The organism is Actinomadura madurae (assembly GCF_900115095.1).
GTDB lineage: Bacteria > Actinomycetota > Actinomycetes > Streptosporangiales > Streptosporangiaceae > Spirillospora > Spirillospora madurae.
In genome coordinates, this window is sequence record NZ_FOVH01000003.1 from 335024 (window position 1) to 358790 (window position 23767).

A 23767-nucleotide genomic window follows, 5' to 3' on the forward strand; every position below is an offset into this window, starting at 1 on the left:
CGACGTCATGGTCCAGGGCACTGTCACCTCGGCGGACGGCACCACCATCGCCTACACGGCGTGGGGCGACGGTGATCCGATCGTCCTCATCGACGGCGCGACCGCGTATCGCGCCACCACCCCGGAGAACGCCCAGACGGCGGAGCTGCTCGCCGGCGAGTTCCAGGTGATCAACTATGACCGGCGGGGGCGCGGGGAGAGCGGCGACACCGCGCCCTACGCGGTCGAGCGCGAGTTCGAGGACCTCGCCGCGATCATCGAGGGGGCGGGCGGCGGCCGTCCGGCGACGGTGTTCGGCTGGTCGTCCGGCGGCCTCCTCGCCCTCAACGCCGTCCAGGCCGGCGTTCCGGTCGCGCGCCTGGTGCTTTGGGAGCCGCCGGTCATCGTCGACGACAGCGCCCCGCCGCTGCCCGCCGACTACGTCGAGCGGCTCGACGCGGCCGTGGCCGAGGGCCGTCCGGGGGACGCCGTGGCCCTGTTCATGACCGCCGCCGCGGGCATGCCCGAGGACGCCGTCGCCGAGATGCGCGGGAGCGACTTCTGGCCGGGCCTGGAGGCGATCGCGCCGACGATCGCCTACGACGGCCGGAACGTCGGGGACACCATGTCCGGCAAGCCGCTCCGCGCCGACCTGTGGTCCGGCGTCCGCGTCCCGGTGCTCGTGCTCTACGGCCGCGACACCTGGCCGCACCTCGCCGCCGGCGCGAAGGCCGTCGCCGCCCACCTGCCGACCGCCGCGCTGACGGCGGTCCCTGGAGAGAACCACGGCACGACCGCCGACGTCCTCGCCCCCGCCCTGCGCGAATTCATCCAAGGAGCCTGACATGGGAAAGATCGTGGTGACCGAGTTCATCTCGCTGGACGGCGTCGTCGAGGCGCCCGGCGGCGAGGACTTCAAGTATCCGGACTGGAGCTTCGAGGTCGACCGCGGCCCCGACGGCGAGCAGTTCAAGACCGACGAGGCGCTCGCGTCGGCGGCGCTGCTGCTGGGCCGCGAGACCTACGAGGGCTTCGCCTCCGCCTGGCCGGAGTACGAGGGCGAGCTCGCCGACAAGTACAACGGCATGCCGAAGTACGTCGTCTCGAGCACGCTCACCGACCCCGCCTGGAACAACACGTCGGTGCTCTCGGGCGACCTGGCCAAGGAGGTCACCCGGCTCAAGCAGGACGTCGACGGCGAGATCTCCGTGCCCGGCAGCATCCGGCTCGTCCAGGGGCTGCTCGCGGGCGACCTGGTCGACGAGATCCACCTCATGTGGATCCCCGTGATCCTCGGCCACGGCCGCAAGCTCTGGACGGAGACGCCCGACAAGACCAACTGGACCCTGCGCGAGGCGACGCGATACGGCGAAGGCGTCCTGGTGACCATCCACGAACGCACCCGCTGACGAATCCAAGAGCGAGGAAGCCGACGGTTCCGGGGCGGCCCCCGCCTACCCCGGAACCGGTCGGGTGGGGCCCGGGGACGGCCGCGGCGGTCCCCCCGGCCGCGGCGGCCGTCCCCGGAGTCTGCAGCTCAGGCGGTGACACCAGACACGTCACCTCTACGCCGCCGGTCACACAGTGTCAGCGACGTGATTTGCGTCACACCCGTCCGTCCCGTCGGTCGCGACGAGCGGTGCGTGCCCGCCTCCGCGGAGTGAGATCATCTGTCCCGTGGAACCACTCCGTCCAGAGGATCCCGCGGGGATCGGCGGCTACCCCCTCCTGGCCCGCCTCGGCGCCGGCGGCATGGGGCAGGTCTACCTCGGGCTGACCGGCGGCGGTCGGCACGTCGCCATCAAGGTGATCCGGGAGGACTTCGAGGGGCCGCAGGCGCTCGCCCGCTTCCGGCGCGAGGTCGCGACCGTCGAGCGGGTGCGCAGCCGGTTCGCCGCCGCGATGGTCGGCGCGGGGCTGGAGGCGCCGCCGTACTGGCTGGCCACCGAGTACGTCCCCGGGCCGACGCTCCGGCAGGCCGTCGCCGAGCACGGGCCGCTGCCCCCGGAGACCTGCGTGCGGCTGCTCGGCGCCCTCGCGCAGGGGCTGCTGGAGATCCACCGGCAGAACGTCCAGCACCGCGACCTCAAACCGGGCAACGTGATCCTCGCCCCGGACGGGCCGCGGCTGATCGACTTCGGCATCGCCCGCGGCGAGGGCCAGACGCAGATCACCCAGACCGGCGCGTGGAACGGCACCCCCGGCTACGTCGCGCCCGAGGTCGTCCGGGAGCAGCAGCCGCGGCCCGCGTCGGACGTGTTCTCCCTCGCCGGGACGATCGCCTACGCCGCCACGGGACGCCCGCCGTTCGGCGGCGGGCGCATCGAGGCGATCATCCACCGCACCCTCGACGGCGAGATCGACCTGGACGGGGTCGATTCGCGCGTCGCCGACCTGGTCCGGCCCTGCGCGGAGCGTGACCCCGCCGACCGGATCACGCTGGAGCGGCTCCTCCAGTTGGCCGCGCCCTCGGGTCCCGTCACGGGCGACCCCTTCTACCAGCGGGTGGTGGGCGTCCCGCGGCCGATGCCCGCCAGCGTCGCGGACGCCGCCGCGTCCGGGCTCGTCCCGCCGGAGCACACCAGGACGGGGCCCGGTGCGGGGCGCGGACAGTCGAGCGCCGCCGTCATCGCCGCGGGCGCCGCGGTGGCCGCCGTCGTCCTTGGGGGCGCGCTCGTCGCGCGGTTCGCCCTCGACGGCGACGACCCGGGCGCTACCAAGGGCGGCACCGGCTCGGCCGACGGGGGCGGTGCGCAGGGCGGTCAGGGCGCGGGCGGCGGCGCGTCCACGGCGCCGCCCCGGACCCCCGGCCCGGGAGGCCGCCCGCCGGACGTGATCCTCGTGAAGCAGCCGACCACGGACTACCAGACCACGCGGTTCTCCGTGAAGGACTTCACCTGCCTGCCGGCGGTCCGGCCCGAGGACCAGGCCCTCGCCAACGACCTGCAGAGGTCCGCGCCGCGCCGGCCGGTCACCGGGAAGACCGTGGATCTCAGCATGCGCTTCAAGTACGCGAAACCGTCCGGCTACTACGTGGCCGCGGAGATACGCCCGCCGGCGGAACAGCAGGGCAACGGCGTGACCGGCGTGGTCAAGAGCAAGCCGCACCTGGTGCCGAGGAACAATGAGGACGTGAACCTCCGCTACCCGGCCGACTTCCAGTGGGAGGGCTCCGGCAACGGCACGTACCCGCTGGTGAAGGGCGTCTGGACCGTCATCTGGATGCATGTGCACCCCAACGGCGACGCGTACTTCATGGCGTGCGACGGGTTCACCGTCGCGTGATCACCGGACGGCGATGAGGGCGGAACCGTGGCCGAAGAGGCCCTGGTTCACGGCGATCCCGGCCCGCGCGTTCTCGACCTGGCGGCCCTCGGCCTGACCGCGCAGCTGCCAGGTCAGCTCGCACACCTGCGCGATCGCCTGCGCCGGGATGGCCTCGCCGAAGGACGCGAGCCCGCCGCTCGGGTTCACCGGGACGCGCCCGCCGAGCGCCGTCGCGCCCGACCGGAGCAGCTCCTCGGCGCCGCCCGGCTCGCAGAGCCCGATGTCCTCGCACCAGTCCAGCTCAAGGGCCGTGGACAGGTCGTAGACCTCGGCGAACGACAGGTCCTCGGGGCCGATGCCCGCCTCCTCGTAGGCGGCGTCCGCGATCGCGGACCGGAACGGGCGCTCGGGCTCGGGCACCGCCATCGCCGAGTCCGTGGCGAAGTCGGGCAGGTCCAGGACGGTCTTCGGGAACGTCGGCGTCACCGTCGACACCGCCGGGATCCGGACGGGATCGGCGATCCCGTGCCGCCGCGCGAACTCCATCGACGTCAGGACGAGCGCCGCGCCGCCGTCGCTGGTCGCGCAGATGTCGAGCAGCCGCAGCGGGTCGGCGACCACGGCGGACTCGCGGACGTCCTCCGCCGTCACCTCCTTGCGGTACCGGGCGTTCGGGTTCGCCAGGCCGTGCCGGGCGTTCTTCACCTTCACGGCGGCGAAGTCGTCCAGCGTCGCGCCGTACATGGCCATCCGGCGGCGCGCGTACAGGGCGAAGTAGATCGGGTTGGTCGCGCCCAGAAGGCGGAACCGCAGCCAGTCGGGGTCGTCCGGGCGGTCGCCGCCGACGGGCTTGAAGAAGCCCTTCGGGGCCGCGTCGGCGCCGACGACCAGCGCGACGTCGCACAGGCCCGCGAGGATCTGCGCGCGCGCCGAGCTGATGGCCTGCGCCCCCGAGGCGCACGCCGCGTAGCAGCTGGACACCCGCGCGCCCGACCAGCCGAGCGCCTGCGCGAACGTCGCGCCGGCGATGAACCCGGGGTACCCGTTCCGGATGGTGTCCGCGCCCGCCACGTACTGGACGTCCGACCACGCGAGCCCCGCGTCGGCCAGCGCGCCCCGCGCCGCCGCCAGCCCGTACTCGACGAAGTTGCGTCCCCACTTCCCCCACGGATGCATCCCGGCACCGAGAACGGCTATGTCCCTATTCACTGGCTCGCTCCGCTCGCTATGCGGGGCCGCCCTTTCGCGGCGCTCATCTGACGGGCCTCCACATCCAGACGGTGTATTCGGCTTCGTCGTCCTCGTAGAGGGTGCCTTCGGTCAGTTCCATCTCCATGCCGACGGTGAGGTCGTCGACGGTGTGGCCGGGGGCGACCTGGCCGAGGACGACCATGCGCTCGGCTTCGAGCTCGACGGCCGCGACGGTGTACGGGACGAACGGGTCGGGGGAGACGTACGGGGGCGGCGGTTTGTAGCGGGAGTCGGCGTACGACCAGACGCGCCCGCGTCCGGACAGCGTGTACGGCTCCAGCTCGGAGCCGTCCTTCGGGCCGGTGCAGCCGGGGTTGCGGCAGGCGAGCTCGTTGCGCGGGAAGTACGGCGTTCCGCAGGACGAGCAGCGGGTGCCCAGGAGCCGGACGCCGCCGTCCCCGGTGGTGAACCAGCCCTCGATCGCCGGACGACGCTCCTTGGTCGTGGTCACGCGGCCCCTCCCTGATCTCCCGCCGTCTCCAACCGGGCGCAGCGTAACAACCAAGCGACCGTTCGGAGCGGGACGCGTCCGGTGAGCGGGACGGGCGGCTCCCCGGCCCCCGAGCTAACTGACTCGTCAGTCACTTCGATACAGTGACCGAGTCGGATTCTGCCAAGCCGCCCACAGGGTGCGAACAGTAGGGAGCGCGCGGATGCGGACTGGACTGCAGGGAAGGACGGCCCTGGTCACCGGGGCCTCCAGGGGGATCGGGAAGGCGATCGCGACCGCGTTCGCCGCCGAGGGCGCCAACGTCGTCCTCTCCTCCCGCAAGCAGGAGGCGCTGGACGAGGTCGCCAAGGAGATCGGCACTGCGTACCCGGACGTGCGCGTCCTCGCCAAGGCCGCGCACGTGGGTCATGCCGACGAGGCCGCCGCCTGCGTGGACGCGGCCGTCGCCGAGTTCGGCGGCCTCGACGTCCTGGTCAACAACGCGGGCACCAACCCCTACTTCGGCCCGATGGCCGACATCGAGCCCGCCGCCGCCGCGAAGACCGTCGAGGTCAACCAGTTCGCGATCGTCCAGTGGACGCAGCTCGCGCTGCGGGCGTCGCTCGCCGAGCGGGGCGGTGCGATCATCAACATCGCCTCCGTCGGCGGCATGATCACCGAGCACGGCATCGGCTACTACAACGCCACCAAGGCCGCCGTGATCCACCTGAGCCGGCAGTTCGCGATGGAGCTGGCGCCGAAGGTCCGCGTGAACTGCATCGCGCCCGGCCTGGTCAAGACGCACCTCGCCCGCGCCCTGTGGGAACCGAACGAGGCGGAGATCAGCAAGCACATGCCGCTCGGCCGGCTCGGCGAGCCCGAGGACATCGCGAACGCGGCGGTCTTCCTCGCGGGCGACGCCTCGTCCTGGATGACCGGGCAGACGCTCGTCGTGGACGGCGGCGCCACCATCCGCCCCTCGGTCGCCTAGGGGGAGCGCATGTCACGCTGGGGACTCACCATTCCGCTGACCGGGCTCCCGCTGGCCGAGCACCGGGACGTCGTGTCCGAGCTGTCCGCGCTCGGCTACACCGACGCCTGGTCCGCAGAGACGAACGGCACCGACGCGTTCACGCCGCTGGCGCTCGCCTCGCAGTGGGGCCCCGAGCTGCGGCTCGGCCCCGCGATCGTGCCGGTCTACACCCGCGGCCCGGCGCTCCTGGCGCAGCAGGCCGCGACCCTCGCCGACCTCGCGCCCGGACGGTTCGTGCTCGGCATCGGCACCTCGTCCGACACGATCGTGCAGCGCTGGAACGGCATCCCGTTCGAGGAGCCCTACAAGCGCACCCGTGACACGCTGCGCTTCCTCCGCAAGGCGCTCGCGGGGGAGAAGGTGAAGGAGGAGTACGACACCTTCGCCGTCAAGGGCTTCAAGCTGGACAACGCGCCCGCGGCCCCGCCGCAGATCGTCCTCGCGGCGCTGCGTCCCGGCATGCTCCGGCTGGCCGCCCGGGAGGCCGACGGCGCGATCACGAACTGGCTGGCGCCGAAGGACGTCCGGACGGTCCGCGGCGAGCTGGGCGACGAGCCGGAGCTGATCGCGCGGCTGTTCGTCTGCCCGACCGACGACGTCGCGGAGGCCCGCGCGATCGGCCGCTGGATGATCGCCGCGTACATGACGGTCCCCGTCTACAAGGCGTTCCACGAGTGGCTCGGGCGCGGCGAGGCGCTCCGCCCGATGAACGAGGCGTGGGCGGCCGGCGACCGCAAGAAGGCGCTGGAGGTCATCCCGGACGAGGTCGTCGACGACCTGGTCGTGCACGGCTCGCCGGAGCGGTGCCGCGCCCGCGTCCGCGAGTACGTGGACGGCGGTCTCACCACCCCCGTGCTGGCCATCGTCCCCGGCGGGGGCCTGTCCCCGGTCGAGGCGGTGCGGGCGCTGGCGCCGGGTGCGGACTGAGACCGTTCGGTCACGTCTCGATGTTTACGGCCGTGGGGATCGGGGAGGGAGGGCGGATCAATCCCGAGAAGACAGAGACGTGAGGAGCTGATCGTGCTCACGCTGACCAGCGGTGCCGTCCAGGTCATTCGTACAGTGACCGCGAACCCGGAGCTTCCGCCCGAGACCGGCATCCGCATCGAGTCCGGGCTCGACGGCTCGGACGCCCTGCGGCTCTCGGTGGCCCCCGCCCCCGAGGCCGGAGACCAGGTCGTGGAGGAGGAGGGCGCCAAGGTGTACCTGGAGCCCACCGTCGCCGAACTCCTCGACGACAAGACCCTCGACGCCCAGGTCGACCCGCAGGGCGACGTGGCGTTCACCATCGCGGAGGGGTCCGGGGGGACTCCGACCTGACGCGAGGGAGCGGACGGGACGCGGGGCGCGCCGGACGGCGGCCCCGGTCCCGTGCGTCAGCGCACGGTCACTTTCAGCGCACGGTCTCTTTCAGCGCATGGCCTTCACGACGGCGATCACGGCGAACACGAACGCCACGGTGGTGAGGATCATGAAGGCGCCGACCACCGCGCAGGCCAGGCCGCGCGGCTGGTCGCGCCACGTGCCGTAGCGGTCGCGCACCTGCTGGTCCAGATCCCGGAGCGGAGCGCCAGCGGAGTGGAGGGAGCTGGACCGGCGGCCTGTGCCGGGGGGCCTGGGGGGTCGTCCCCCCAGAGAGGACTGGTCCAGATCGCGGAGGGGAGCGCCGGAGGAGCGGTGGGCACCGGACCGCCGGCCTGTTCCGGGGGGTCTGGGGGGCGGTCCACCCGGCGAGGACTCGTCCGGTTCTTCCCGGGACGGCCGTCCCGCGTCCGGGGGGTCGGGCGAAGGCGGGGTCGTCACGGTCGCCAGTCTGGCAGACGACTCACTCCGGGAACGACGGATGGGGGCCGAGCGCCCAGTACTCGTAGAGCCCGTGCCCGGTGACCGCCTCGGTGGGCTGCGCGCCGTCCAGGTACTCGTACCGGCCGACCGCGTCGACCATGCCCCACATGCGGGCGGCGTCGTCCGGCTTGCGGACGTCGTAGCCGACGCCCTCCACCTTCAGGTCCGGTCCCTGGTACATGCCGTGCTTCCAGCCGGGTTCCAGCCCGTACCCGGTGCCGACCATCATGTGGACGGGCAGGATCGGCGTCGCCCTTATCTCGAACGGTGTCCCGCCCGGGGGTGCGAAGCGCAGCGTCGCGGTGACCACGTCGCGGGTGCCCTCCGCGTATTCGGGACGGTATTCGGGGCGTCCCAGATACTCGGCCTCACGGTCGGGCCAGACGCGCGTCGCCTCTTCCAAGACGCGGCGGCCCTTCTCGTCCTCCTGGACGATGCAGAGGATCGAGTGGTCCTCGAACTGCATGGGCGCGTACAGCCAGTAGAACGTGCCCGCGTTCTTCACCTGGATTCCGGGCGGCTCCGGCTCGCCGACGGGACGGATGCCCCAGGAGCGGTCCCGCGAGCCCCACCAGCGGTCGGGAGTGACCTCGATGGTCTCGCCGTTGACCGTGATGGTGCCCGTCCAGCGTCCGGTCTGCGCGAGGCGCCGGGAGTCGAACGTCACGCGTTCCTGCCAGCGGAGGTAGTGCGGGGGTTCCAGCGTGGCGGGGATCGCCCCTTCCCAGGTGAGGTCGAACCAGAGGCCGTGCTCGGTCTCGTCCAGGACGACCCTGAGCTTCTTCAGGCCCTCGATGACCTCCACCCGGAACGGGCCGACCCGGGTGTCCATGCGGTCGTCGCCCAGCTCGCGGGACGCGCGGACGACCTTGTGCACCGGCCCGTGCCGGACGACCGCGAACGCGTCCATGACGCCGAGGTTCGGGTACTGCCCCATCCCGATGATCAGCATCAGCTCGTCGGAGCAGGGATGGACGTTGAAGTAGTACCGGTCGTAGAAGTTGCGGTCCGACGTGGTGACGTGCCGCATCACCTCGGGCGCCTGGTGGATCGGGTAGTCGTCGAGCGGCGAGAGCGTCACCGGTGCCCCTCCAGGATGCGGGCGAGCAGCTGCGTGCAGTTGTTGTTGTAGGGAAAGTCGGCGGAGGTGTCGATCCAGCCGAAGTCGATCATCGCCTGCCCGATCCGGGCCATGATCACCGAGAACTTGAAGCCGGATAGGATCTCGTAGTACGCCATGTGCCGCATCGGGCGTCCGAGCAGCTCCTCGTAGCGGGCGACGGTCGCGGCGTAGGACGGGAAGCCGTCCAGCCGGGCCGCGCCGACCCCTTCGGAATGGTGCCGGTCCAGGAACATGAACCAGGCGAGGTCCTCCTCGGGGGCGCCGAGCGCGGCGGTCTCCCAGTCCAGGACGGCCGCCGGCACGCCCGCCTGGAAGATCACGTTGCCGATCCGGGCGTCGCCCCACAGCACGGCGGCCTCGTCCGGCTCGTCGGGACGGTTCGCCCTCAGCCACGCCAGGGCCTTGAGCGCCGTCTCCTGCGGCCCCTTGTACGCCCAGGGCAGGTAGTCCTCGTAGTAGTTCAGCCGCTGGTCGAGGCCGGGCGCGCCCCACCGCGGCTGGTCGAGGAACCCGAGGCCGAGCTCCCGCACGTCCAGCCGGTGCAGGTCCGCGAGGATCTCCAGCGTCGACCACCACATCGCGGCCCGCTCCTCCGGCGGGACCTCGGTCACCCAGCCGCCCGAGTGGTACGGCGGCATGTCGGTCGGGACGCGGCCGTCGACGCGTCCCATGACGAAGAACGCGGCGCCGAGGACGTCCGGGGACGGCTCGTACCAGTGGATCGAGGGGACCGGGATGCCGGTGCGCTCGTCCAGAACGCGCATCAGCCGGTACTGCTCCTCGAACCGCGGCTCGGGGAAGACCTGGTAGCTGGAGGGGGCGACGCGGGCGACGAACGGCTCCCTGCGCACGGCGCCGCCGGCATCGGTCCACTCGGCGTCGAAGATGAGGGTCTCGTTGGAGAAGCCGCTGGTCTGGGGTGTCTCGATGTGCGGGATCCGGACCCCGGGAAGGTGCCGGTCCAGCCAGCCGGTGAGGCGCCGCCGGGTGATCTCGGGATCGCGCTGGTCGGGAACGGGCATCGGACCGCCTCCTCGCCGGGCCCCCGGCCCGATCGCGCCCCCGAACTAGAACGTGTTCTATCAACGCTCGCGGGGGCGGTCAATGGGGGGCGCCGCCCGGCGTGAAAAAATCGGCGCATGCGCCTCACCAAGCTCGGACACGCCTGCGTGCAGATCACCGAGGACGACCGGTCGATCGTCATCGACCCCGGCTCCTTCAGCGAGGCGGCTCCCGCCCTCGCCGCCGCGGACGCCGTCCTGATCACCCACGAGCACTTCGACCACTTCGACGCCGACGCGCTGCGCGCCGAGATGGCGCGGCGCCCCGGCCTGGAGGTGTGGACGTCCCGCGTCGTCGCCGAGAACCTCGCCGACCTCGGCGGGCGCGTCCACCGGGTCGGCCACGGGGACGCCGTCACGGTCGCCGGCTTCGACGTCCACGTGTACGGCGAGGACCACGAGCTCCTGCACCCCGACCTGCCGCCCATCCCGAACGTCGGCTTCCTGGTCGGCGGCGAGGTCTTCCATCCCGGGGACGCGCTGACCGTCCCGTCCGAGCCCGTCCGCACGCTGTGCCTGCCGGGCAACGCGCCCTGGATGCGGGCGCTCGACCTCTACACCTACGCCCGCGAGGTCCGCCCGGAACGCGCCTTCGCCATCCACGACGGCCTGCTCAACGACATCGGCCTCATGGTCATGGAACGGGTGCTCACCGGCGCGGGGGAGGAACTCGGCAAGGAGTTCCGCCGCCTCACCCCCGGCACCTCGGTCGACCTGGCCGCCGCGTGAGCCGAGCCCCCCGCACTTCCGGACCCGTCCAGGCCGTCTTCTTCGACATCGGCGAGACGCTCGTCAACGAGGGCGAGATCTACGGCCGCTGGGCCGACTGGCTCGGCGTCCCCCGGCACACCTTCCTCGCCAAGCTCGGCGCGCTGCTGGCGACCGGCGGCACCCACATGGACCTCTTCGAGTACTTCCGCCCCGGGTTCGACCTCGACGAGGAGCAGCGGCGCCGCGCCGAGTCGGGCGTGCCGAACGGGTTCGGGCCGGACGACCTGTACCCGGACGCGCGGGCCTGCCTGGCGGGCCTGCGCGACCAGGGCCTGTACGTCGGGATCGCGGGCAACCAGCCGGTCGAGGCGGCCGGGCAGATGGCCGCGCTCGGGCTGGAGGCCGACGTGGTCGGCATCTCCGACGTGTGGGGCGTCTCCAAGCCGTCCCTGGAGTTCTTCGAGCGATGCGCCCAGCTCGCGGACGTGCTGCCCGACCGCGTCCTGTACGTCGGAGACCGCATCGACAACGACGTCCGCCCGGCGCTGGCGTTCGGTATGCGGGCGGCGTTCCTGCGGCGCGGCCCCTGGGGGCACATCCAGAAGGACGACGGCGCGCTCCGCGAATGCCTGTTCGTCCTGGACGACCTGGCCGGTCTACCGAAGCTCGTCGCCCAGCACATCGCCCCCTAGGGGACGTCCCCTAATCCGTGAGTAGGGCACCGGAACAATCCGGACGGTTGATGTGGTGCCCGGTTCCCGGTTCGTAGCGTGGAGAACGTGGCCGTGAGAAACGCGGCGACGTTCAACGCTCGACGAATCGGGGAGAGAAGAACCCATGAACAGCCTCTACCGTCCGCGCAACGACCGGGTCATCGCGGGTGTCTGCGCCGGGCTCGCACGCCGGTTCGGCATGACCTCGTGGACCGTCCGGCTGTTGTTCCTGCTGTCGTGCCTGCTCCCGGGCCCGCAGTTCGTCGTCTACCTGGTTCTCTGGGTGATGATGCCGAACGAGGACCGCCACATGGCCCGCGCCCACTAGCCCAAGATCAACGATTGCGCTTGGCCGGGCTCGCCCGGGGGGTGTTAGATCGGGGCACCACCATTCCCGTGGGAAGGGGAGGAGCCGCGGTGCCTGACGAGGCCCCGGGTCCCGGCCGGCCCGGCCGGGCCGTGGACGAAGCCGGCGCGCGCGAGGCCGAGCACGCGGCGCGCCTGCTCGGGTACCTGCGCGACCTGGCGCGGGCCCGGCGGCGCCCGTCCCGCGATCTCGCCGACCACGACCACGTCCACTGGCTGGCCGACCTGCCCGGCGACGTCTACGTGGAACGGGACGCCGGACCGGGCGAGGTCCTGTTCAGCGTCCCGGTCATCCCGCTGACCCCGCCCGTCGTGCTGGACGAGTTCGACGGCTGGCTCGCCCTGCGCACCTGGTACCGCGTCCTCCGCGACCTGGCCGGCGAGGAGGTGGTGCTCGCGGCCGGGCTGCTGTCGTGGCGCCCCGCTGTCCACGACCACCTGCTGAGCACGCCCGTCCGGATCGTCCTGGACGAGCGGACCGAGCGCGTCGACGTCGTCCTCGACGGCCGCACCGCCCTCCGCGACCGGGAACTGCTGTCCGGCCACCCCGGGTTCAGGCCCGCCGCCTGGGTGGCGGAGGCCGTGCAGGCCGGGCAGGGCTTCGGGCTGAACGCCTCGACCGGCGACGTCCTGCGCAAGTGGTGCCAGGTCTCGCTCACCACCCCCGCCGACTACCGCGAGGACTGGGCGCCCGGCACCGACACCGCCTCGCCCGTCCCGCGGCTCCGGCTCGCGCCCGCGCTCGTCGTCCGCCCGCCGGCCCGCGAGGCCGTCGCCGACCACCACGCCCGGCTGCTCAGCCTGCTGCCGCGCGGCGTCCCCGACGGGCTCGCCCGGTTCGTGTCACCGGCCAGGAAACCGCAGATCATGCACGTCCCCGAGCGTGCGCCGGAGACCGTCCCCGACCTGCTCGCGGGGCTGCTCGCCCGCGGCCACCGGGTGCTCGTCGCCACCTCCGGCCCCACCGCGTCCGCCGACCTGCGCGCCGCGCTCCCGCCCGGCCTCGCCGCCCTCACCGCCACCGACCCGGCGATGGCGGCGCGGACGGCGGAGGCGATCCGGGGCCGCGGCGCGTCCCCCGACCTGGCGCTGGCCGCCGGGCGCGAGGAGGCCGCCGCCCGCCGCGTCGCCGAGATCACCGAGCGGCTCCGCGGCGGCGAGTCGGACGAGCCCGCGCCGGACCCCGGCGACCAGGACCCCGAGCTGTCCTGGATGCCCGTCCGGCCGGACCTGCCCGCCGCCCCGCCGATCTCCCGCTCCGAGGCCGCCGACCTCGTCGTCCTCCTCGCGGAGGAGACCGCCGCGCGCAAGGCCCGCACGACCCAGCGGGACGTCGACCCGGGCGCGCTGCCGAGCGCCGCCTACGTGCAGACCCTGGTCGACGCCGAGGTGGCCGCCGTCGAACGCGCCGAACGGTCCAAGACGGACCTGTCGCAGCGCCTCCGCGACTCCGACCGCACGTTCCTCGCCCGCCTCGACGGGGACGCGTCCGTCGTCGCCGCCGCGTTCCGCGACCTCGGCCTCGAAGGCCACCCCGGCGGCTGGAACAGCGCCGACCTCGCCGCCCGCGCGTTCGGCGACGCCCTCGGCGACCGGCGCCCCCTCATCTGGGCCCGGGTCTCGGAGATGACCTCCCGCGCCCAGTGGGCCGAGCGCGCCCTGGCCGAGCTGGGCGGCCACACCGTCGAGCTGCCCGAGGACGCCGACCTCCGGGGGCTCGCCGCGTCCGCCCAGGACCTGCGCACCCACCTGGCCGGCGGCGGCACCCTCAAGCGTGGGCCGCTCCGCCCGGCCGTCCAGCGCCAGGCGGAACCGCTCCTCACCACGGTCACGGTGGACGGCGTCGCACCGACCACCTCCGAACTCCTGGACCTCGTCCACACCGACCTCATGGTGCGGATCACCTGCCGGGAGCTGCAGTACGTGTGGGAGGCCGCCGGCATCTCCTTCCCGGCCGACCTCCCGCCCGCCGAACGCGTCGCCCGCTTCGTCCGCGCCCACGCCCGCCTCGCCCGCGTCCGCGACGCGATGCAGGCCGTGGACTCCACCCGGCACCTTCTCGAACGCTCCGGCTTCGGCATCCGGCTCACCCATCCGGTCCAGTGGCACGAGTACGCCTCCGCCCTCCGCAACGCCCTCGAAGGCCTCGGCGTCAGCCGCGCCGCCGCCGACCTGGAGGCCCTGCGCGACTCGATCGGCCCCCTCGACGACGACGATCCCCCCGAGCTGCGCGACGCCCTCGCCGCCATCGACGCCCGCGACGCCGCCGCCTACGGCCGCGCCCTGGGCGCCCTCGCCGAGGCCCGCCACGAACGCTCCCGCCAGATCCGCTGCGACGAGCTGATCGCCCGCGTCCGCTCCGTCCACCCCGACCTCGCCAACCTCATGATCGCCACCGACGGCGACGAGGTCTGGCACGCCCGCACCCGCCGCTGGGACGACGCCTGGGCCTGGGCCCGCCGCCGTGCCGCGCCCGCCGTCCCCGCCACGGACCGCCTCCGCGCGGCGCTGGCCTCCGCCGAGGAGGAGCTCCGCACCGCCCGCGCCGACCTCACGGCCGCCCGCGCCTGGGCGGCCGCCGCCGCCCGCGCCCCGTCGGCCCCCGACGCCGTCCCGGCCTGGATCCTCCCCCTGTGGCGCGTCCCGGACGTCCTCCCGCCCGCCCCCGACGCGTTCGACGTCGTCATCGTGGACGGCGAGCACGAGGCCGGCGCCGAGGCCCTGCACGTCCTCTGGCACGCCCCCCGGACCATCCTCGTCGGCCCACCCGGCCCCGACCTGCCACCCCCGGAGGGCCCGCCGCCCGCCACCCGCCTCCCAGGCCACCTCCACACCGCGATAACCCCCACGACCACCCTCTTCACCGCCCTCACCACCCCGCCCGCCCCCGAGGACGCGCCCCGCCCGGACATCACCCGGCAAGACCTGCGAGCACAACCCCCCGGCCTGTACGACCGCCCGGACATAACCCAGCGGGACCTGCCGATAACACCCCCCGCGAGACCCGAGCGCCCCCGGAACGCCCCGCAACCACCCCCGCCCGCCCGCGACGTACCGGTGACGACGCAGCCAGGACGAGGCCCGGTCGCCCCCGAGCCGGGCACGCCCCCGCGCCCGCCAGAGCGTCCGGAGGTGCCGGTAGCAGGCCGAGGCACGGCCGAGCCCCCGCCCCAACGAAACGAACCCCGTGGCGCCCCGCATAAGGACGCGGGACCGCCCGCGCCTCGCCGGGTCAGGCCGCCCGGACCTGGTCAGGGCTACCCGCAGGAACGTCCTGCCGCGTCCGCGCCTGCTACGAGCCCACGGGATGCCGAGGGTGCGCCCACGCCCCGGCGGGGTGGACCACCTGGAGCTGGTGAGGACGCAGGGATGCCCGGTCCAGCCGCCCCACACGAGCGCCCTGCCGCGTCTAGGCCCGGCGTGGGTCCGCCGCCGGAACGTCCGCCCGCGTCTCGCCAGGGTCGGCCGCCAGGAACCAGCGACCCGCGTGAGGGCCCGTGGACGCCCGGTCAGGGCGTCCCGCAGGAGCGTCCTGCCCCCTCCGCGTCCGGCACAGGCCCGCAGACTGAACGTCCGCCGACACCCCAACGGGGCGGGCCACCTGGAGTTGGCGGCCCGCATGAGGGCGCGGAGGAGCCTGGCCCGGGCGCTTCGCGAGAACGTCCAGCCCCCTCTGCGTCTGGGGCGGCTTCGCCGCCGGAGCGTCCGCCTGTGTCTCGCGAGGGTGGGCCGCCTCCTGGTACGGGCCCGCGGGTTGTTGAGGGTGCGCCCACGCCCCGGCGAGGTGGGCCGCCTGGAACTGGTGCCCCGCGTGAGGACGCAGAGACGTCCGGTCCAGGCCTGCCGGAGGAGCGCCCCGCGCCGTCCACGTCGGCCGCGGGTCCGCGAGCGGAACGTCCGCCCGGGTCTCGCCAGGGTCGGCCGCCAGGAACCAGCGACCCGCGCGAGGGCCCGTGGACGCCCGGTCAGGGCGTCCCGCAGGAGCGTCCTGCCCCCTCCGGGTCCGGCACAGGCCCGCAGACTGAACGTCCGCCGACACCCCAACGGGGTGGGCCATCTGGAGTTGGCGGCTCGCGTGAGGGGTCGGAGGAGCCTGGTCCTGGTGCTTCGCGGGAGCGTTCTGGCGCGTCCGGGGCGGGGCCGCGGGTAGAGCGTCCGCCTCTGGCTCGGCGGGGTGGGCCGCCGCCTGCCGGTGGCTCGCGTGAGGGGGCGGGGGCGCGGCCGCCGGAGCGCTCGGATGTGCCGGTGGCGGGGCCTGCGGCCGTGCCGGGTCGTAAGGCCCGGGGGCCGGGGCGGTCGGATGTGCCGGTGGCGGGGCGGCAGGCTGGTGCTCCGCCTGACGGGCAGCCGCCCTCGGGCGAGGAGTCGGGTGCGCCTGGGCGAGGTTCGCGTGCGCCGGGGCAGGCGTTGCCTCCTCGGCGGCTGGATGCGATGCGGCGGGAGTCGCGGGGGGCGGGGTCCCCTCGGTCCGGTGGGGGTTCGCTGCCGCCTCGGCGGCTGGACGCGGGGCGGCTGGAGCCGCGCGTGCCGGAGTCGGGTCCGCAAGGGGGCAAGGGGCCGGCCGTGCCCGAGGAGGAGGCCCGGCCGCCCGCATCGCGGCCGGAGATTCCCGCGCTCTGGGGCAGGCCGGGGCCGCGGCCGGAGCCGCCGGCGGCACCGCCGCCGCAGGCGCCGCCGCCGCAGCCCGAGGCGAGCGGGCCGTCCGTTGGGCACGCGATGATCCGGCGGGGGCAGTCGATCGCCGGGTACAAGCGCCCCGAGCTCGTCGAGATCGTCGGGCACATCGCCGAGCGCGAACCGGAGCTCACCGACGAGCAGATCGTCGAGCTGGTCACCCGCCTCATGGCGTGCCCGGAGGACGAGGCGCTCCTCGTCGGCGCCCGGCTGCGGTACGCGGTGGAGGCCTACCGGGAGAGCGCCGGCTAGCGAGTAGCGGTGGCGGCTGGGTTGATTCTGTGCGGGGAGGTTGTGGAATGGAGTGTTCCGTTCTGTTAGGGTGGGGGTGTTGGTTCGTTTCCTTTTGGGGTGGGGTCATGACGCGGACGTTGGATCGCCGGACGCTTAACCGGGCGGCCCTGGAACGGCAGTTCCTCCTGAAGCGCTCCGGCGTCTCCGTTCTGGAGGCGGTCGAGCGGCTCGTCGCCATCCAGGCGCAGGAGAGGAACATGCCCTACTTCGGGCTCTGGACGCGCCTGGACGGGTTCCGCCAGGACGATCTAACCGACCTCCTGCGCGACCGGTCCGTCGTGCGCAGTTCGATCATCCGAGGCACGCAGCACATGGCGTCGGCCGCCGACTACCTGTGGCTGCGTCCCCTCGTCCAGGAGAGCCTCCTGCGCGGGCGGCAGGCCGCCTTCGGGGGCGCGACCCGCGGCTGGGACCTGGACGAGCTCGCCGCCGAGGCCCGCAGGCTTCTGGAGGGCCGGATCCTCACCCGGCCCGAACTCGCCCGCGCGCTCGCCGAGCGCTGGCCGGAAAGGGATCTGCAATCCCTCGGCTGGACGGCCCAGGCGCTGGTCCACGCCGTCCATCCACCGCCCAGCGGGACGTGGAACACCGGCGGCGCGACCCCGTTCGCCCTGGCGGAGGAGTGGATCGGCCGGCCGCTCGCCGAGGCGCGCCCGGCTCGGTTGATCAGGCGCTACCTGGCCGCGTTCGGCCCGGCTTCCGTGAAGGACTTCCAGATCTGGTCCGGCATGCGCCGCATGGAGGAGGCCTTCGAGGAACTTCGGCCGTCCCTCCAGACTTACCGGGACGAGGCGGGCGTGGAGCTCTTCGATCTCCCCGACATGGCGCTTCCGGATGCTGGTCTGCCGGTCCCTGTCCGGTTCCTCCCGGCCTTCGACAACCTGATCCTCGCCTACGCCGACCGGACCCGGATGATGACGGACGAGCAGCGCAAGGCCGTGTGCGTGGGCTCGCAGACCCACGCCACCCTGCTGGTGGACGGGCGCGTCCACGGCATCTGGACGCTCAAGCACGACCGGAAGGCCGGATGCGCCGCGCTCGACATCCGGCTCTTCGCCCCTCTGCCGGACGAGGACCCGGTCCGCGAGGAGGCCGCCGAACTGCTGCGCTTCGCCGCGCCCGGCGACGAGCACGATCTCCGGATCGGGCTCAGCTGATCGGCATGGTGATCGCGAGGGGCCAGGCGAGCAGCGGCCCGCCGGCCGCCGCGGCCATCCAGGCGGGTGCCGCGAGCCTGCGGAGCGCCGCCGCCTGGACGCCCTGCCAGGCGAGCAGGCCGGCGATCAGCGGCGCCAGCAGCAGCACGTAGGACGAGACCACGCCCACGGCCACGGCGGCGCAGAGGCCCGTCAGGGCGCCCGCCCCCGTCCAGGCGTGGATCCCGATCGCGGTGCGCCCGTCCTGGCCGGTGCACAGGGCCTCGACGCCGAGGCAGTACAGCGCGACGCACACGGTGACCAGGACGAGCACCCATGCGCGCGGGCCGACCGGTATCGCGTGCGCCCAGCCGAGGTGAGCCGGCACGGCGACCGACACCGCGGTCAGCGCGCTGAGGGCGGCGGCCGCCGCGACCGTCCGGGGCGCGGGTCGTCCGGCCGGGATCCCTCGCGCGGACGCCAGGGTGACCAGGCCGATCGCGCCGAAGAACGCGGCGAGCGGGCCGGTCACCGCCACCGGCAGCGTGAGCAGCGACATCGCCGGCACCGCCGCGATGACCGCCACGGCGGAGCCCACCAGGGCGCGGGTCAGGGAGACGCGGCGGGCGGCGCGGTCGCCCGTTCCGAGAAGCGCCGACGCGATCGCGCCGAAGCTCAGTACGGCCGCGACGTAGAGCAGCATCGCCGACCCGGCTCGCTGGACGGCGCGGGTCTCCGTGCCCGGAACCGGGCGGCGGGCGAAGGCCGCGTCGAACCAGGCGGCCGTCTCCCGGTGGGTCCGCGGGCTGAACAGCACACCGGCGTGCTCGACGCCGCCGGCGATGACGGCCCGGCGCGCGGTCCCGGACCGGGGGTCGCCGTAGGTGACTCCGGCGCGTCCGCGCGGGTAGGCGGCCCGCAGCGCGCTGACGGCGCCCTCCCGGTAGGCGGCGAACTCCAGGCCGCCGGCGATCAGCAGGAGGTTCCGGGGAGCGGACGCGGACACGTCCATCTGTCCCTGCGAGATCGCGACCGTCGCTCCGACGGACGGGCGCGCGGTGGCGTACCGGATGACCGCGGCGGCCCCCATCGAGTGCCCGACGAGACCGAGGCGCGCGGTGTCGACCCACGGCATCGACCGCAGCCGCCGGACGGCGATGTCCAGGTCGCGGTCGAGCCGCGCGTTGGCGGCCGGTCCCTCCCCGCCCCCGGGCAGCGGCCGTGTGGCGGCTCCGTGACCGGCGAGGTCGACCAGCGCGACCGCATATCCGCGCCGTGCCAGCGTGTCGGCGAATCCTCGCATCAGCCGGCGGCCGGCGCCCATACCGTGGGCGACGACCACCCCGGGCAGCCGTCCCTCGGGATGGGCGGGACGGACCGCCTCCACCGGCACGCCGTCGATCACGGCGGTGCGCCGCTCGATGCCCCTGTCCGCCGTCGCGAGTCCCAGAATCCCGGCGACCGCGCACACCACCGCCACCGTGACCGCCTGTATCCGCCGTTTTCGCACCGGCTCACCCTGCCAGGAATGAGAAGGCCGCGAAATCCGGATGCGTTTCGTCGGTGGTCACCGGCAGAATCCCGCGCATGGTGACCGAGGAGCTGGTTCAGGTTTGGCGGGACGTCATTCAAGGCGACGAGAAGTCGTGGGTGCTGTTCGAGAACGGCACCTGCGTCATTTTGATGGAGCCCGAGGACGACCTGGCCGCGCAGGCCGTGGAACTGCTGCGCGAGTACGGGCCCGTGGCGGCGGGTTCATCCGCCGGCGACTTCGGGACGATCGACCTCGACGCGGCGCCCGGATGGGCCGTCTACGGGCACCACAACGACATCCTCACCTATGTCGCTCCGGAAGAGACCGCCGACGGCGCGAATGATCTGGCCGTGGGCCTTCTCGGCCGGTCCAAGCGCGATCAGGACGGGCGCGAGCTCGCCGTCGTCCATGTGGAGGACAAGCGGCCTCGATGAAACCGCGGCTTTTGGCGGTGGATGTCGGTACAAATGTCTCCGTGGCGGAATGGGACGAGGACGCGCTGGCGCGGTTGCGGGGGGCCGCCCACCAGGGGCTCGGGGACGCCGGGGTACTTCGGGGGCGTCCGCTGACCCCGGTTCTCCAGTACGCGGGGGACGTCCTCGTGGCCGCACTGGCCCAGGGCCGGGAGGTCCAGGATCTCGCCGGGAAATGCCTGGAGGAACTGGGCGGGCGCGGCCTGCCGGGCGACGCCGAACTGGCCGCCGAGCTCGGTGCCGCGTTGGGGACGCGCCCGCCGACCGGTCTCGCTTCCCTGCCGGTCGATCTGGGGGCGGTGGCGGCGGCGATGGACGACGGATTCCAGGTGCTCGATCCCGAGCGGGGCGACGTCCTCCCCGCGGACGAGGGAGACGGCCTGCCGATCCCGCCGGGCGTCCTTCCGGAAGGTGAGGACGCCCGGCGCGGTTCGGCGCGCGAATGGCTCGCCGGGCAGGGGTACCGGCCCGCGCCGCGTGCCCTGTAGGTGCCGGGGCGGCCTTCAGGAACCGGGGCGCACCAGCGGGAACGGGATCGTCTCCCGGATGCTGCGGCCGGTGAGCGTGATCAGCAGCCGGTCGATTCCCATGCCCATTCCGCCGGCGGGGGGCATCGCGTACTCCAGGGCGCGCAGGAAGTCCTCGTCGAGGTCCATCGCCTCCGGGTCGCCGCCCGCGGCCTGCAGCGACTGCTCGGTCAGCCGCTCGCGCTGCAGGATCGGGTCGATGAGCTCGGAGTAGGCGGTGCCGAGTTCGAGGCCGAAGACGATCAGGTCCCACTTCTCCGCCAGCCGCGGATCCGCGCGGTGCGGGCGGGTCAGCGGGGACGTCTCCGCCGGGTAGTCGCGGACGAACGTCGGCGCCTTCAGATCCTCCTCGACGGCCGCCTCGAACAGCTCCTGGACGATCTTCCCCTGGCCCCACCGCGGGTCGGCGTTCAACCCGAGCCGCTCCGCGAGCGCGAGGGCGCGGGCCTGCGGAGTGTCGGGGGTGACCTCCTCGCCGAGCGCCTTCGACACCGACTCGTAGACGGTGATCTCCTGCCACGGCTCCGCGAGGTCGTACTCGACGCCGTCCCGGACGACCACGGTGGTGCCGAGGGCGGCGCGGGCCGCGTCGACGACGAGGGAGCGGGTGAGCTCCGCCATCGTGTCGTAGTCGCCGTAGGGCTCGTACGCCTCCAGCATCGTGAACTCGGGGTTGTGCTTGTGCGAGACGCCCTCGTTGCGGAAGTTGCGGTTCAGCTCGAAGACGCGGCCGACGCCGCCGACGAGCAGGCGCTTGAGGTACAGCTCGGGCGCGATCCGCAGGTAGAGCTGCATGTTGTAGGCGTTGATGCGGGTGGTGAACGGGCGGGCGGTCGCGCCGCCGTGCACGGGCTGGAGCATCGGCGTCTCGACTTCGAGGTAGCCGCGGGCGCGCAGCCCGTCCCGGACGGCGGCGACGGCGTCGCCGCGCATCCGCAGCATCCGCCGGGACTCGTCGTTGACGATGAAGTCGACGTACCGCTGCCGGACGCGCGCCTCCGGATCCGACAGCCCGGACCGCTTGTTCGGCAGCGGGCGCAGGCACTTGGCGGCGAGCGTCCATGAGGACGCGAGGACCGACAGCTCGCCCCGCCGGGACGTGACGACCTCGCCGCGCACGCCGACCTGGTCGCCGAGGTCGATGAGCGCCTTCCACCGGCGCAGCGACTCCGCGCCCAGCGAGTCCGAGGTCAGCATGACCTGGAGGTCGGCGGTCTCGTCCCGCAGCGTGACGAAGATCAGCCGGCCGTGCTCGCGGGCCAGCACCACCCGTCCCGCGATCGCCACGACCTCACCGGTGCGCGTGTCCGGCGCGAGGCCGCGGTGGCGGTCGCGGACGCCGGCGGCGACGTCGGTGCGCTCGCAGCCGAGCGCGTACGGCTCCATCCCCGCGGCGCGGATCTCGTCGAGCTTGGCGTGCCTGACCCGCTCCTGCTCCGACAGGCGCCGCTGCGGGGCGCGCGCCGCGTCCGCCGCGTCCTCGATCTCCTTGATCCTGTCCACGAGGTCGGTGGAGGGGGCCATCGCGGCGGCCCGGTCCAGCTTGGGACGGTTGAAGCTCGGCAGGAACCCCTCGGCGCGGGCGTAGGCGAGGCCCAGCCGGACGAGGTCGCGCCCCTGCGTGTAGCAGATGAAGCGGGGGCGCCAGTGGGGCAGGTACTTGGCGTTCGACAGGTACAGCGATTCGAGCTGCCAGAACTTCGACGCGAACGACAGGAACCTGTAGTAGAGCCGGGCGACGGGTCCGGCGCCGATCTGGGAGCCGCGCTCGAACGCCGAGCGCAGCATCGCGAAGTTCAGCGACAGCTGCTGCGCGCCGACGGCGGCGGCCTTCTCGGCGAGCTTGGCGACCATGTACTCGTTCAGGCCGTTCTCGGCGAGCCGGTCGCGGCGCATCAGGTCCAGCGACAGCCCGGCCCGCCCCCACGGGACGAAGCTGAGCAGGCCGCGCAGCTCCCCGTGCGCGTCGAACGCCTCCACCATGACGCAGCGCCCGTCGGTCGGGTCGCCGAGGCGGCCGAGGGCCATGGAGAAGCCGCGCTCGGTCTCCTCGCCGCGCCAGGCGTCGGCGCTGCGGATGAGCTTGGCCATCTCCCAGCCGGGGATCTGCGAGTGCCGCCGGATCCGCACGCTGTAGCCGGCCCGCTCGACCCGCCGGACGGCCTGGCGGACCTGGCGCATCTCCCGCCCGTCCAGGTTGAAGTCGGTGAGGTCGACGATCGCCTCGTCGCCGAGCTCCAGCGCGTCGAACCCGTGCCGCCGGTAGATGTGCGCGGCGCGCTCGCCGACGCTGACGGCGCCCGGGATCCAGGCGTGCGCGCGGCATTCGCCCAGCCATGCCTCGATCGCCTGGTCCCACGACTCGGGGTCGCCGAGCGGGTCGCCGCTGGCCAGGGAGACCGAACCTTCGACCCGGTAGGCGATGGCCGCCTTACCGTTCGGCGCGACGATGACGTCCTTGTCGCGGCGCAGCGCGAAGTAGCCGAGGGAGTCCTGGTCGCCGTACTCGGCGAGCAGCCGGCGCGCCGACAGCTCCTCGGCGGGGCTGAGGACGGGGTCGCGCCGCCCCGGCCTGAACAGCGCCCAGAACGTGGCGATCAGCAGCCCGGTGCCGAGCACCCACAGGATCGCGTCCACGTAGAACGGCACCGACACGTTGATCGGCTTGCCGGTGACGCGCGGCCCGAGCACGGTCTGGGAGATCGCGTAGAGCGGGTGCGTCCAGAAGTCGCCACTGGCGTTGCGGTCGGTGAGGGTGACGAGGAACGTGCCGATTCCGCAGGTCACCACGAGCAGGCTGGTGAAGACGATGGTGGCGAGGCGCCGGTTGGCGCGGTCGGGCAGCGTGGTGAACTGGCCGCGCGCGGCGATCAGCAGGCCGAGCACGGCGAGGTAGACCCCGGCGGTGACGATCAGCCCGACGGGGGTCGGCTTGTCGGGGTTGAACAGCGTGGTGAGGACGGCGGTGACGCCCAGCGCGGTGGGCAGGCAGAAGATCAGCACGAGGATCCGCCAGGCGGCCTTCTTGCGCCGCCGGACGCCCATCGACAGCAGGATCCACAGCAGGCCGATCGGGACGCTGGGGAACCAGCCGAGGTAGCCGATCCATCGCAGAGCCCAGACTTCCGCTATCTCAAGGATGAGACCATAGGAGACCCACGCGAGCAGCGACAGGATCCCGGAGAGACGGGTGTACCAGAAGAAGATCGTCGGCGCGGCCTGGATCAGCCGGCGCCACTCGCCCCGCAGGCCTCCTCGCGGGCCCTGCTCCGTCATGGTCCCCTTTCTACCGGGTGTCCTGCTATCGGGTGGCACGTCGGCCGGGCCTCCGTCCGGGCGCGCCGGTCCGG

The 23767-nt window shown here is 73.5% G+C and carries 20 protein-coding genes; 13 read left to right on the forward strand and 7 right to left on the reverse strand.

All coding sequences use genetic code 11. The annotated features are described in order from the left end of the window. Nucleotides 1-7 precede the first annotated feature (7 nt). From BM339_RS11095 to BM339_RS11105, 3 genes are all read left to right on the forward strand, one after another. Nucleotides 8-823: an alpha/beta fold hydrolase gene (locus tag BM339_RS11095; RefSeq protein ID WP_075020786.1), complete on the forward strand. Its 816-nt coding sequence runs from the start codon at nucleotides 8-10 to the stop codon at nucleotides 821-823. A 1-nt stretch (nucleotide 824) separates the two neighbouring features. Then, the gene (locus tag BM339_RS11100; protein ID WP_075020787.1) at nucleotides 825-1388 is read left to right on the forward strand and encodes a dihydrofolate reductase family protein; all 564 of its coding nucleotides are present in this window, start codon (nucleotides 825-827) and stop codon (nucleotides 1386-1388) included. A 268-nt stretch (nucleotides 1389-1656) separates the two neighbouring features. Beyond that, nucleotides 1657-3264 carry a serine/threonine-protein kinase gene (locus BM339_RS11105; RefSeq protein ID WP_075020788.1) on the forward strand — a complete coding sequence of 536 codons (1608 nt, stop codon included), beginning with the start codon at nucleotides 1657-1659 and terminating at the stop codon, nucleotides 3262-3264. Here the strand turns inward: BM339_RS11105 and BM339_RS11110 are convergent, their stop codons facing one another. Together BM339_RS11110 and BM339_RS11115 are read right to left on the reverse strand one after the other, a co-directional pair. Then, nucleotides 3265-4422: a lipid-transfer protein gene (locus BM339_RS11110; protein WP_075020789.1), complete on the reverse strand. Its 1158-nt coding sequence runs from the start codon at nucleotides 4420-4422 to the stop codon at nucleotides 3265-3267. It abuts the gene before it with no gap. Between the two features lie 76 nt (nucleotides 4423-4498). Continuing rightward, on the reverse strand, nucleotides 4499-4948 hold the full coding sequence (locus BM339_RS11115; RefSeq protein ID WP_075020790.1) for a Zn-ribbon domain-containing OB-fold protein: 450 nt from the start codon (nucleotides 4946-4948) through the stop codon (nucleotides 4499-4501). Nucleotides 4949-5150: 202 nt separating this feature from the next. Between BM339_RS11115 and BM339_RS11120 the strand changes: the two genes are divergently transcribed. The 3 genes from BM339_RS11120 (at nucleotide 5151) to BM339_RS11130 (ending at nucleotide 7280) form a co-directional block, all read left to right on the forward strand. Next, nucleotides 5151-5918, forward strand: a complete 768-nt coding sequence (locus BM339_RS11120; protein WP_021598627.1) for an SDR family oxidoreductase — start codon at nucleotides 5151-5153, stop codon at nucleotides 5916-5918. 9 nt (nucleotides 5919-5927) lie between these two features. Continuing rightward, the gene (locus BM339_RS11125) at nucleotides 5928-6887 is read left to right on the forward strand and encodes an LLM class F420-dependent oxidoreductase (protein ID WP_075020791.1); all 960 of its coding nucleotides are present in this window, start codon (nucleotides 5928-5930) and stop codon (nucleotides 6885-6887) included. Between the two features lie 93 nt (nucleotides 6888-6980). Next, complete coding sequence (locus BM339_RS11130) at nucleotides 6981-7280, forward strand: hypothetical protein (RefSeq protein ID WP_021598625.1); 300 nt, start codon at nucleotides 6981-6983, stop codon at nucleotides 7278-7280. A gap of 90 nt (nucleotides 7281-7370) precedes the next feature. On the opposite strand, the gene BM339_RS51235 is transcribed toward BM339_RS11130, so the two are convergent. The 3 genes from BM339_RS51235 to BM339_RS11140 all read right to left on the reverse strand — a co-directional run bounded on the left by BM339_RS51235 (nucleotide 7371) and on the right by BM339_RS11140 (nucleotide 9950). Beyond that, nucleotides 7371-7502, reverse strand: coding sequence for a hypothetical protein (locus tag BM339_RS51235; protein ID WP_021598624.1), 132 nt, complete (start codon nucleotides 7500-7502; stop codon nucleotides 7371-7373). A gap of 283 nt (nucleotides 7503-7785) precedes the next feature. Further along, on the reverse strand, nucleotides 7786-8886 hold the full coding sequence (locus tag BM339_RS11135; protein WP_111830203.1) for an Rv3169 family protein: 1101 nt from the start codon (nucleotides 8884-8886) through the stop codon (nucleotides 7786-7788). Beyond that, a complete protein-coding gene (locus BM339_RS11140) occupies nucleotides 8883-9950 on the reverse strand; it encodes a phosphotransferase family protein (RefSeq protein ID WP_075020792.1) in 1068 nt (355 codons plus the stop codon). Before BM339_RS11140 ends, BM339_RS11135 begins: the two co-directional genes overlap by 4 nt. A 117-nt stretch (nucleotides 9951-10067) precedes the next feature. On the opposite strand from BM339_RS11140, the gene BM339_RS11145 reads away from it, so the two are divergent. The 5 genes from BM339_RS11145 to BM339_RS11165 all read left to right on the forward strand — a co-directional run bounded on the left by BM339_RS11145 (nucleotide 10068) and on the right by BM339_RS11165 (nucleotide 17904). After that, nucleotides 10068-10718, forward strand: coding sequence for an MBL fold metallo-hydrolase (locus BM339_RS11145; RefSeq protein ID WP_075020793.1), 651 nt, complete (start codon nucleotides 10068-10070; stop codon nucleotides 10716-10718). Next, the gene (locus BM339_RS11150) at nucleotides 10715-11392 is read left to right on the forward strand and encodes an HAD family hydrolase (protein ID WP_075020794.1); all 678 of its coding nucleotides are present in this window, start codon (nucleotides 10715-10717) and stop codon (nucleotides 11390-11392) included. The genes BM339_RS11145 and BM339_RS11150 overlap by 4 nt, the downstream gene beginning before the upstream one ends. Before the next feature lie 145 nt (nucleotides 11393-11537). Then, on the forward strand, nucleotides 11538-11741 hold the full coding sequence (locus BM339_RS11155) for a PspC domain-containing protein (RefSeq protein ID WP_021598619.1): 204 nt from the start codon (nucleotides 11538-11540) through the stop codon (nucleotides 11739-11741). A gap of 89 nt (nucleotides 11742-11830) precedes the next feature. Then, nucleotides 11831-16705, forward strand: a complete 4875-nt coding sequence (locus tag BM339_RS11160; protein WP_075020795.1) for a hypothetical protein — start codon at nucleotides 11831-11833, stop codon at nucleotides 16703-16705. Between the two features lie 107 nt (nucleotides 16706-16812). Next, nucleotides 16813-17904 (forward strand): winged helix DNA-binding domain-containing protein, encoded by a 1092-nt coding sequence (locus BM339_RS11165; protein ID WP_021597226.1) that lies wholly within the window; start codon nucleotides 16813-16815, stop codon nucleotides 17902-17904. Here the strand turns inward: BM339_RS11165 and BM339_RS11170 are convergent. Then, on the reverse strand, nucleotides 17897-19393 hold the full coding sequence (locus BM339_RS11170) for a dienelactone hydrolase family protein (protein WP_075020796.1): 1497 nt from the start codon (nucleotides 19391-19393) through the stop codon (nucleotides 17897-17899). The genes BM339_RS11165 and BM339_RS11170 overlap by 8 nt on opposite strands. 77 nt (nucleotides 19394-19470) lie before the next feature. Between BM339_RS11170 and BM339_RS11175 the strand changes: the two genes are divergently transcribed. Continuing rightward, nucleotides 19471-19851: a hypothetical protein gene (locus tag BM339_RS11175; RefSeq protein WP_024936588.1), complete on the forward strand. Its 381-nt coding sequence runs from the start codon at nucleotides 19471-19473 to the stop codon at nucleotides 19849-19851. 41 nt (nucleotides 19852-19892) lie between these two features. After that, complete coding sequence (locus BM339_RS11180) at nucleotides 19893-20378, forward strand: hypothetical protein (RefSeq protein ID WP_021597223.1); 486 nt, start codon at nucleotides 19893-19895, stop codon at nucleotides 20376-20378. A 15-nt stretch (nucleotides 20379-20393) separates the two neighbouring features. Here the strand turns inward: BM339_RS11180 and lysX are convergent, their stop codons facing one another. After that, nucleotides 20394-23693, reverse strand: a complete 3300-nt coding sequence (gene lysX / locus BM339_RS11185) for a bifunctional lysylphosphatidylglycerol synthetase/lysine--tRNA ligase LysX (protein ID WP_177287669.1) — start codon at nucleotides 23691-23693, stop codon at nucleotides 20394-20396. Nucleotides 23694-23767 lie beyond the last annotated feature (74 nt).

Excerpts from the sequence above, each read along its gene's own strand:
- BM339_RS11140 (WP_075020792.1), bottom strand. The coding sequence starts at position 9,950 with ATGCCCGTTCCCGACCAGCGCGATCCCGAGATCACCCGGCGGCGCCTC.
- BM339_RS11125 (WP_075020791.1), top strand. The coding sequence starts at position 5,928 with ATGTCACGCTGGGGACTCACCATTCCGCTGACCGGGCTCCCGCTGGCC.
- BM339_RS11165 (WP_021597226.1), top strand. The coding sequence starts at position 16,813 with ATGACGCGGACGTTGGATCGCCGGACGCTTAACCGGGCGGCCCTGGAA.
- BM339_RS11120 (WP_021598627.1), top strand. The coding sequence starts at position 5,151 with ATGCGGACTGGACTGCAGGGAAGGACGGCCCTGGTCACCGGGGCCTCC.
- BM339_RS11110 (WP_075020789.1), bottom strand. The coding sequence starts at position 4,422 with ATGCATCCGTGGGGGAAGTGGGGACGCAACTTCGTCGAGTACGGGCTG.
- lysX (WP_177287669.1), bottom strand. The coding sequence starts at position 23,693 with ATGACGGAGCAGGGCCCGCGAGGAGGCCTGCGGGGCGAGTGGCGCCGG.
- BM339_RS11175 (WP_024936588.1), top strand. The coding sequence starts at position 19,471 with ATGGTGACCGAGGAGCTGGTTCAGGTTTGGCGGGACGTCATTCAAGGC.
- BM339_RS11155 (WP_021598619.1), top strand. The coding sequence starts at position 11,538 with ATGAACAGCCTCTACCGTCCGCGCAACGACCGGGTCATCGCGGGTGTC.
- BM339_RS11145 (WP_075020793.1), top strand. The coding sequence starts at position 10,068 with ATGCGCCTCACCAAGCTCGGACACGCCTGCGTGCAGATCACCGAGGAC.
- BM339_RS11100 (WP_075020787.1), top strand. The coding sequence starts at position 825 with ATGGGAAAGATCGTGGTGACCGAGTTCATCTCGCTGGACGGCGTCGTC.
- BM339_RS11095 (WP_075020786.1), top strand. The coding sequence starts at position 8 with ATGGTCCAGGGCACTGTCACCTCGGCGGACGGCACCACCATCGCCTAC.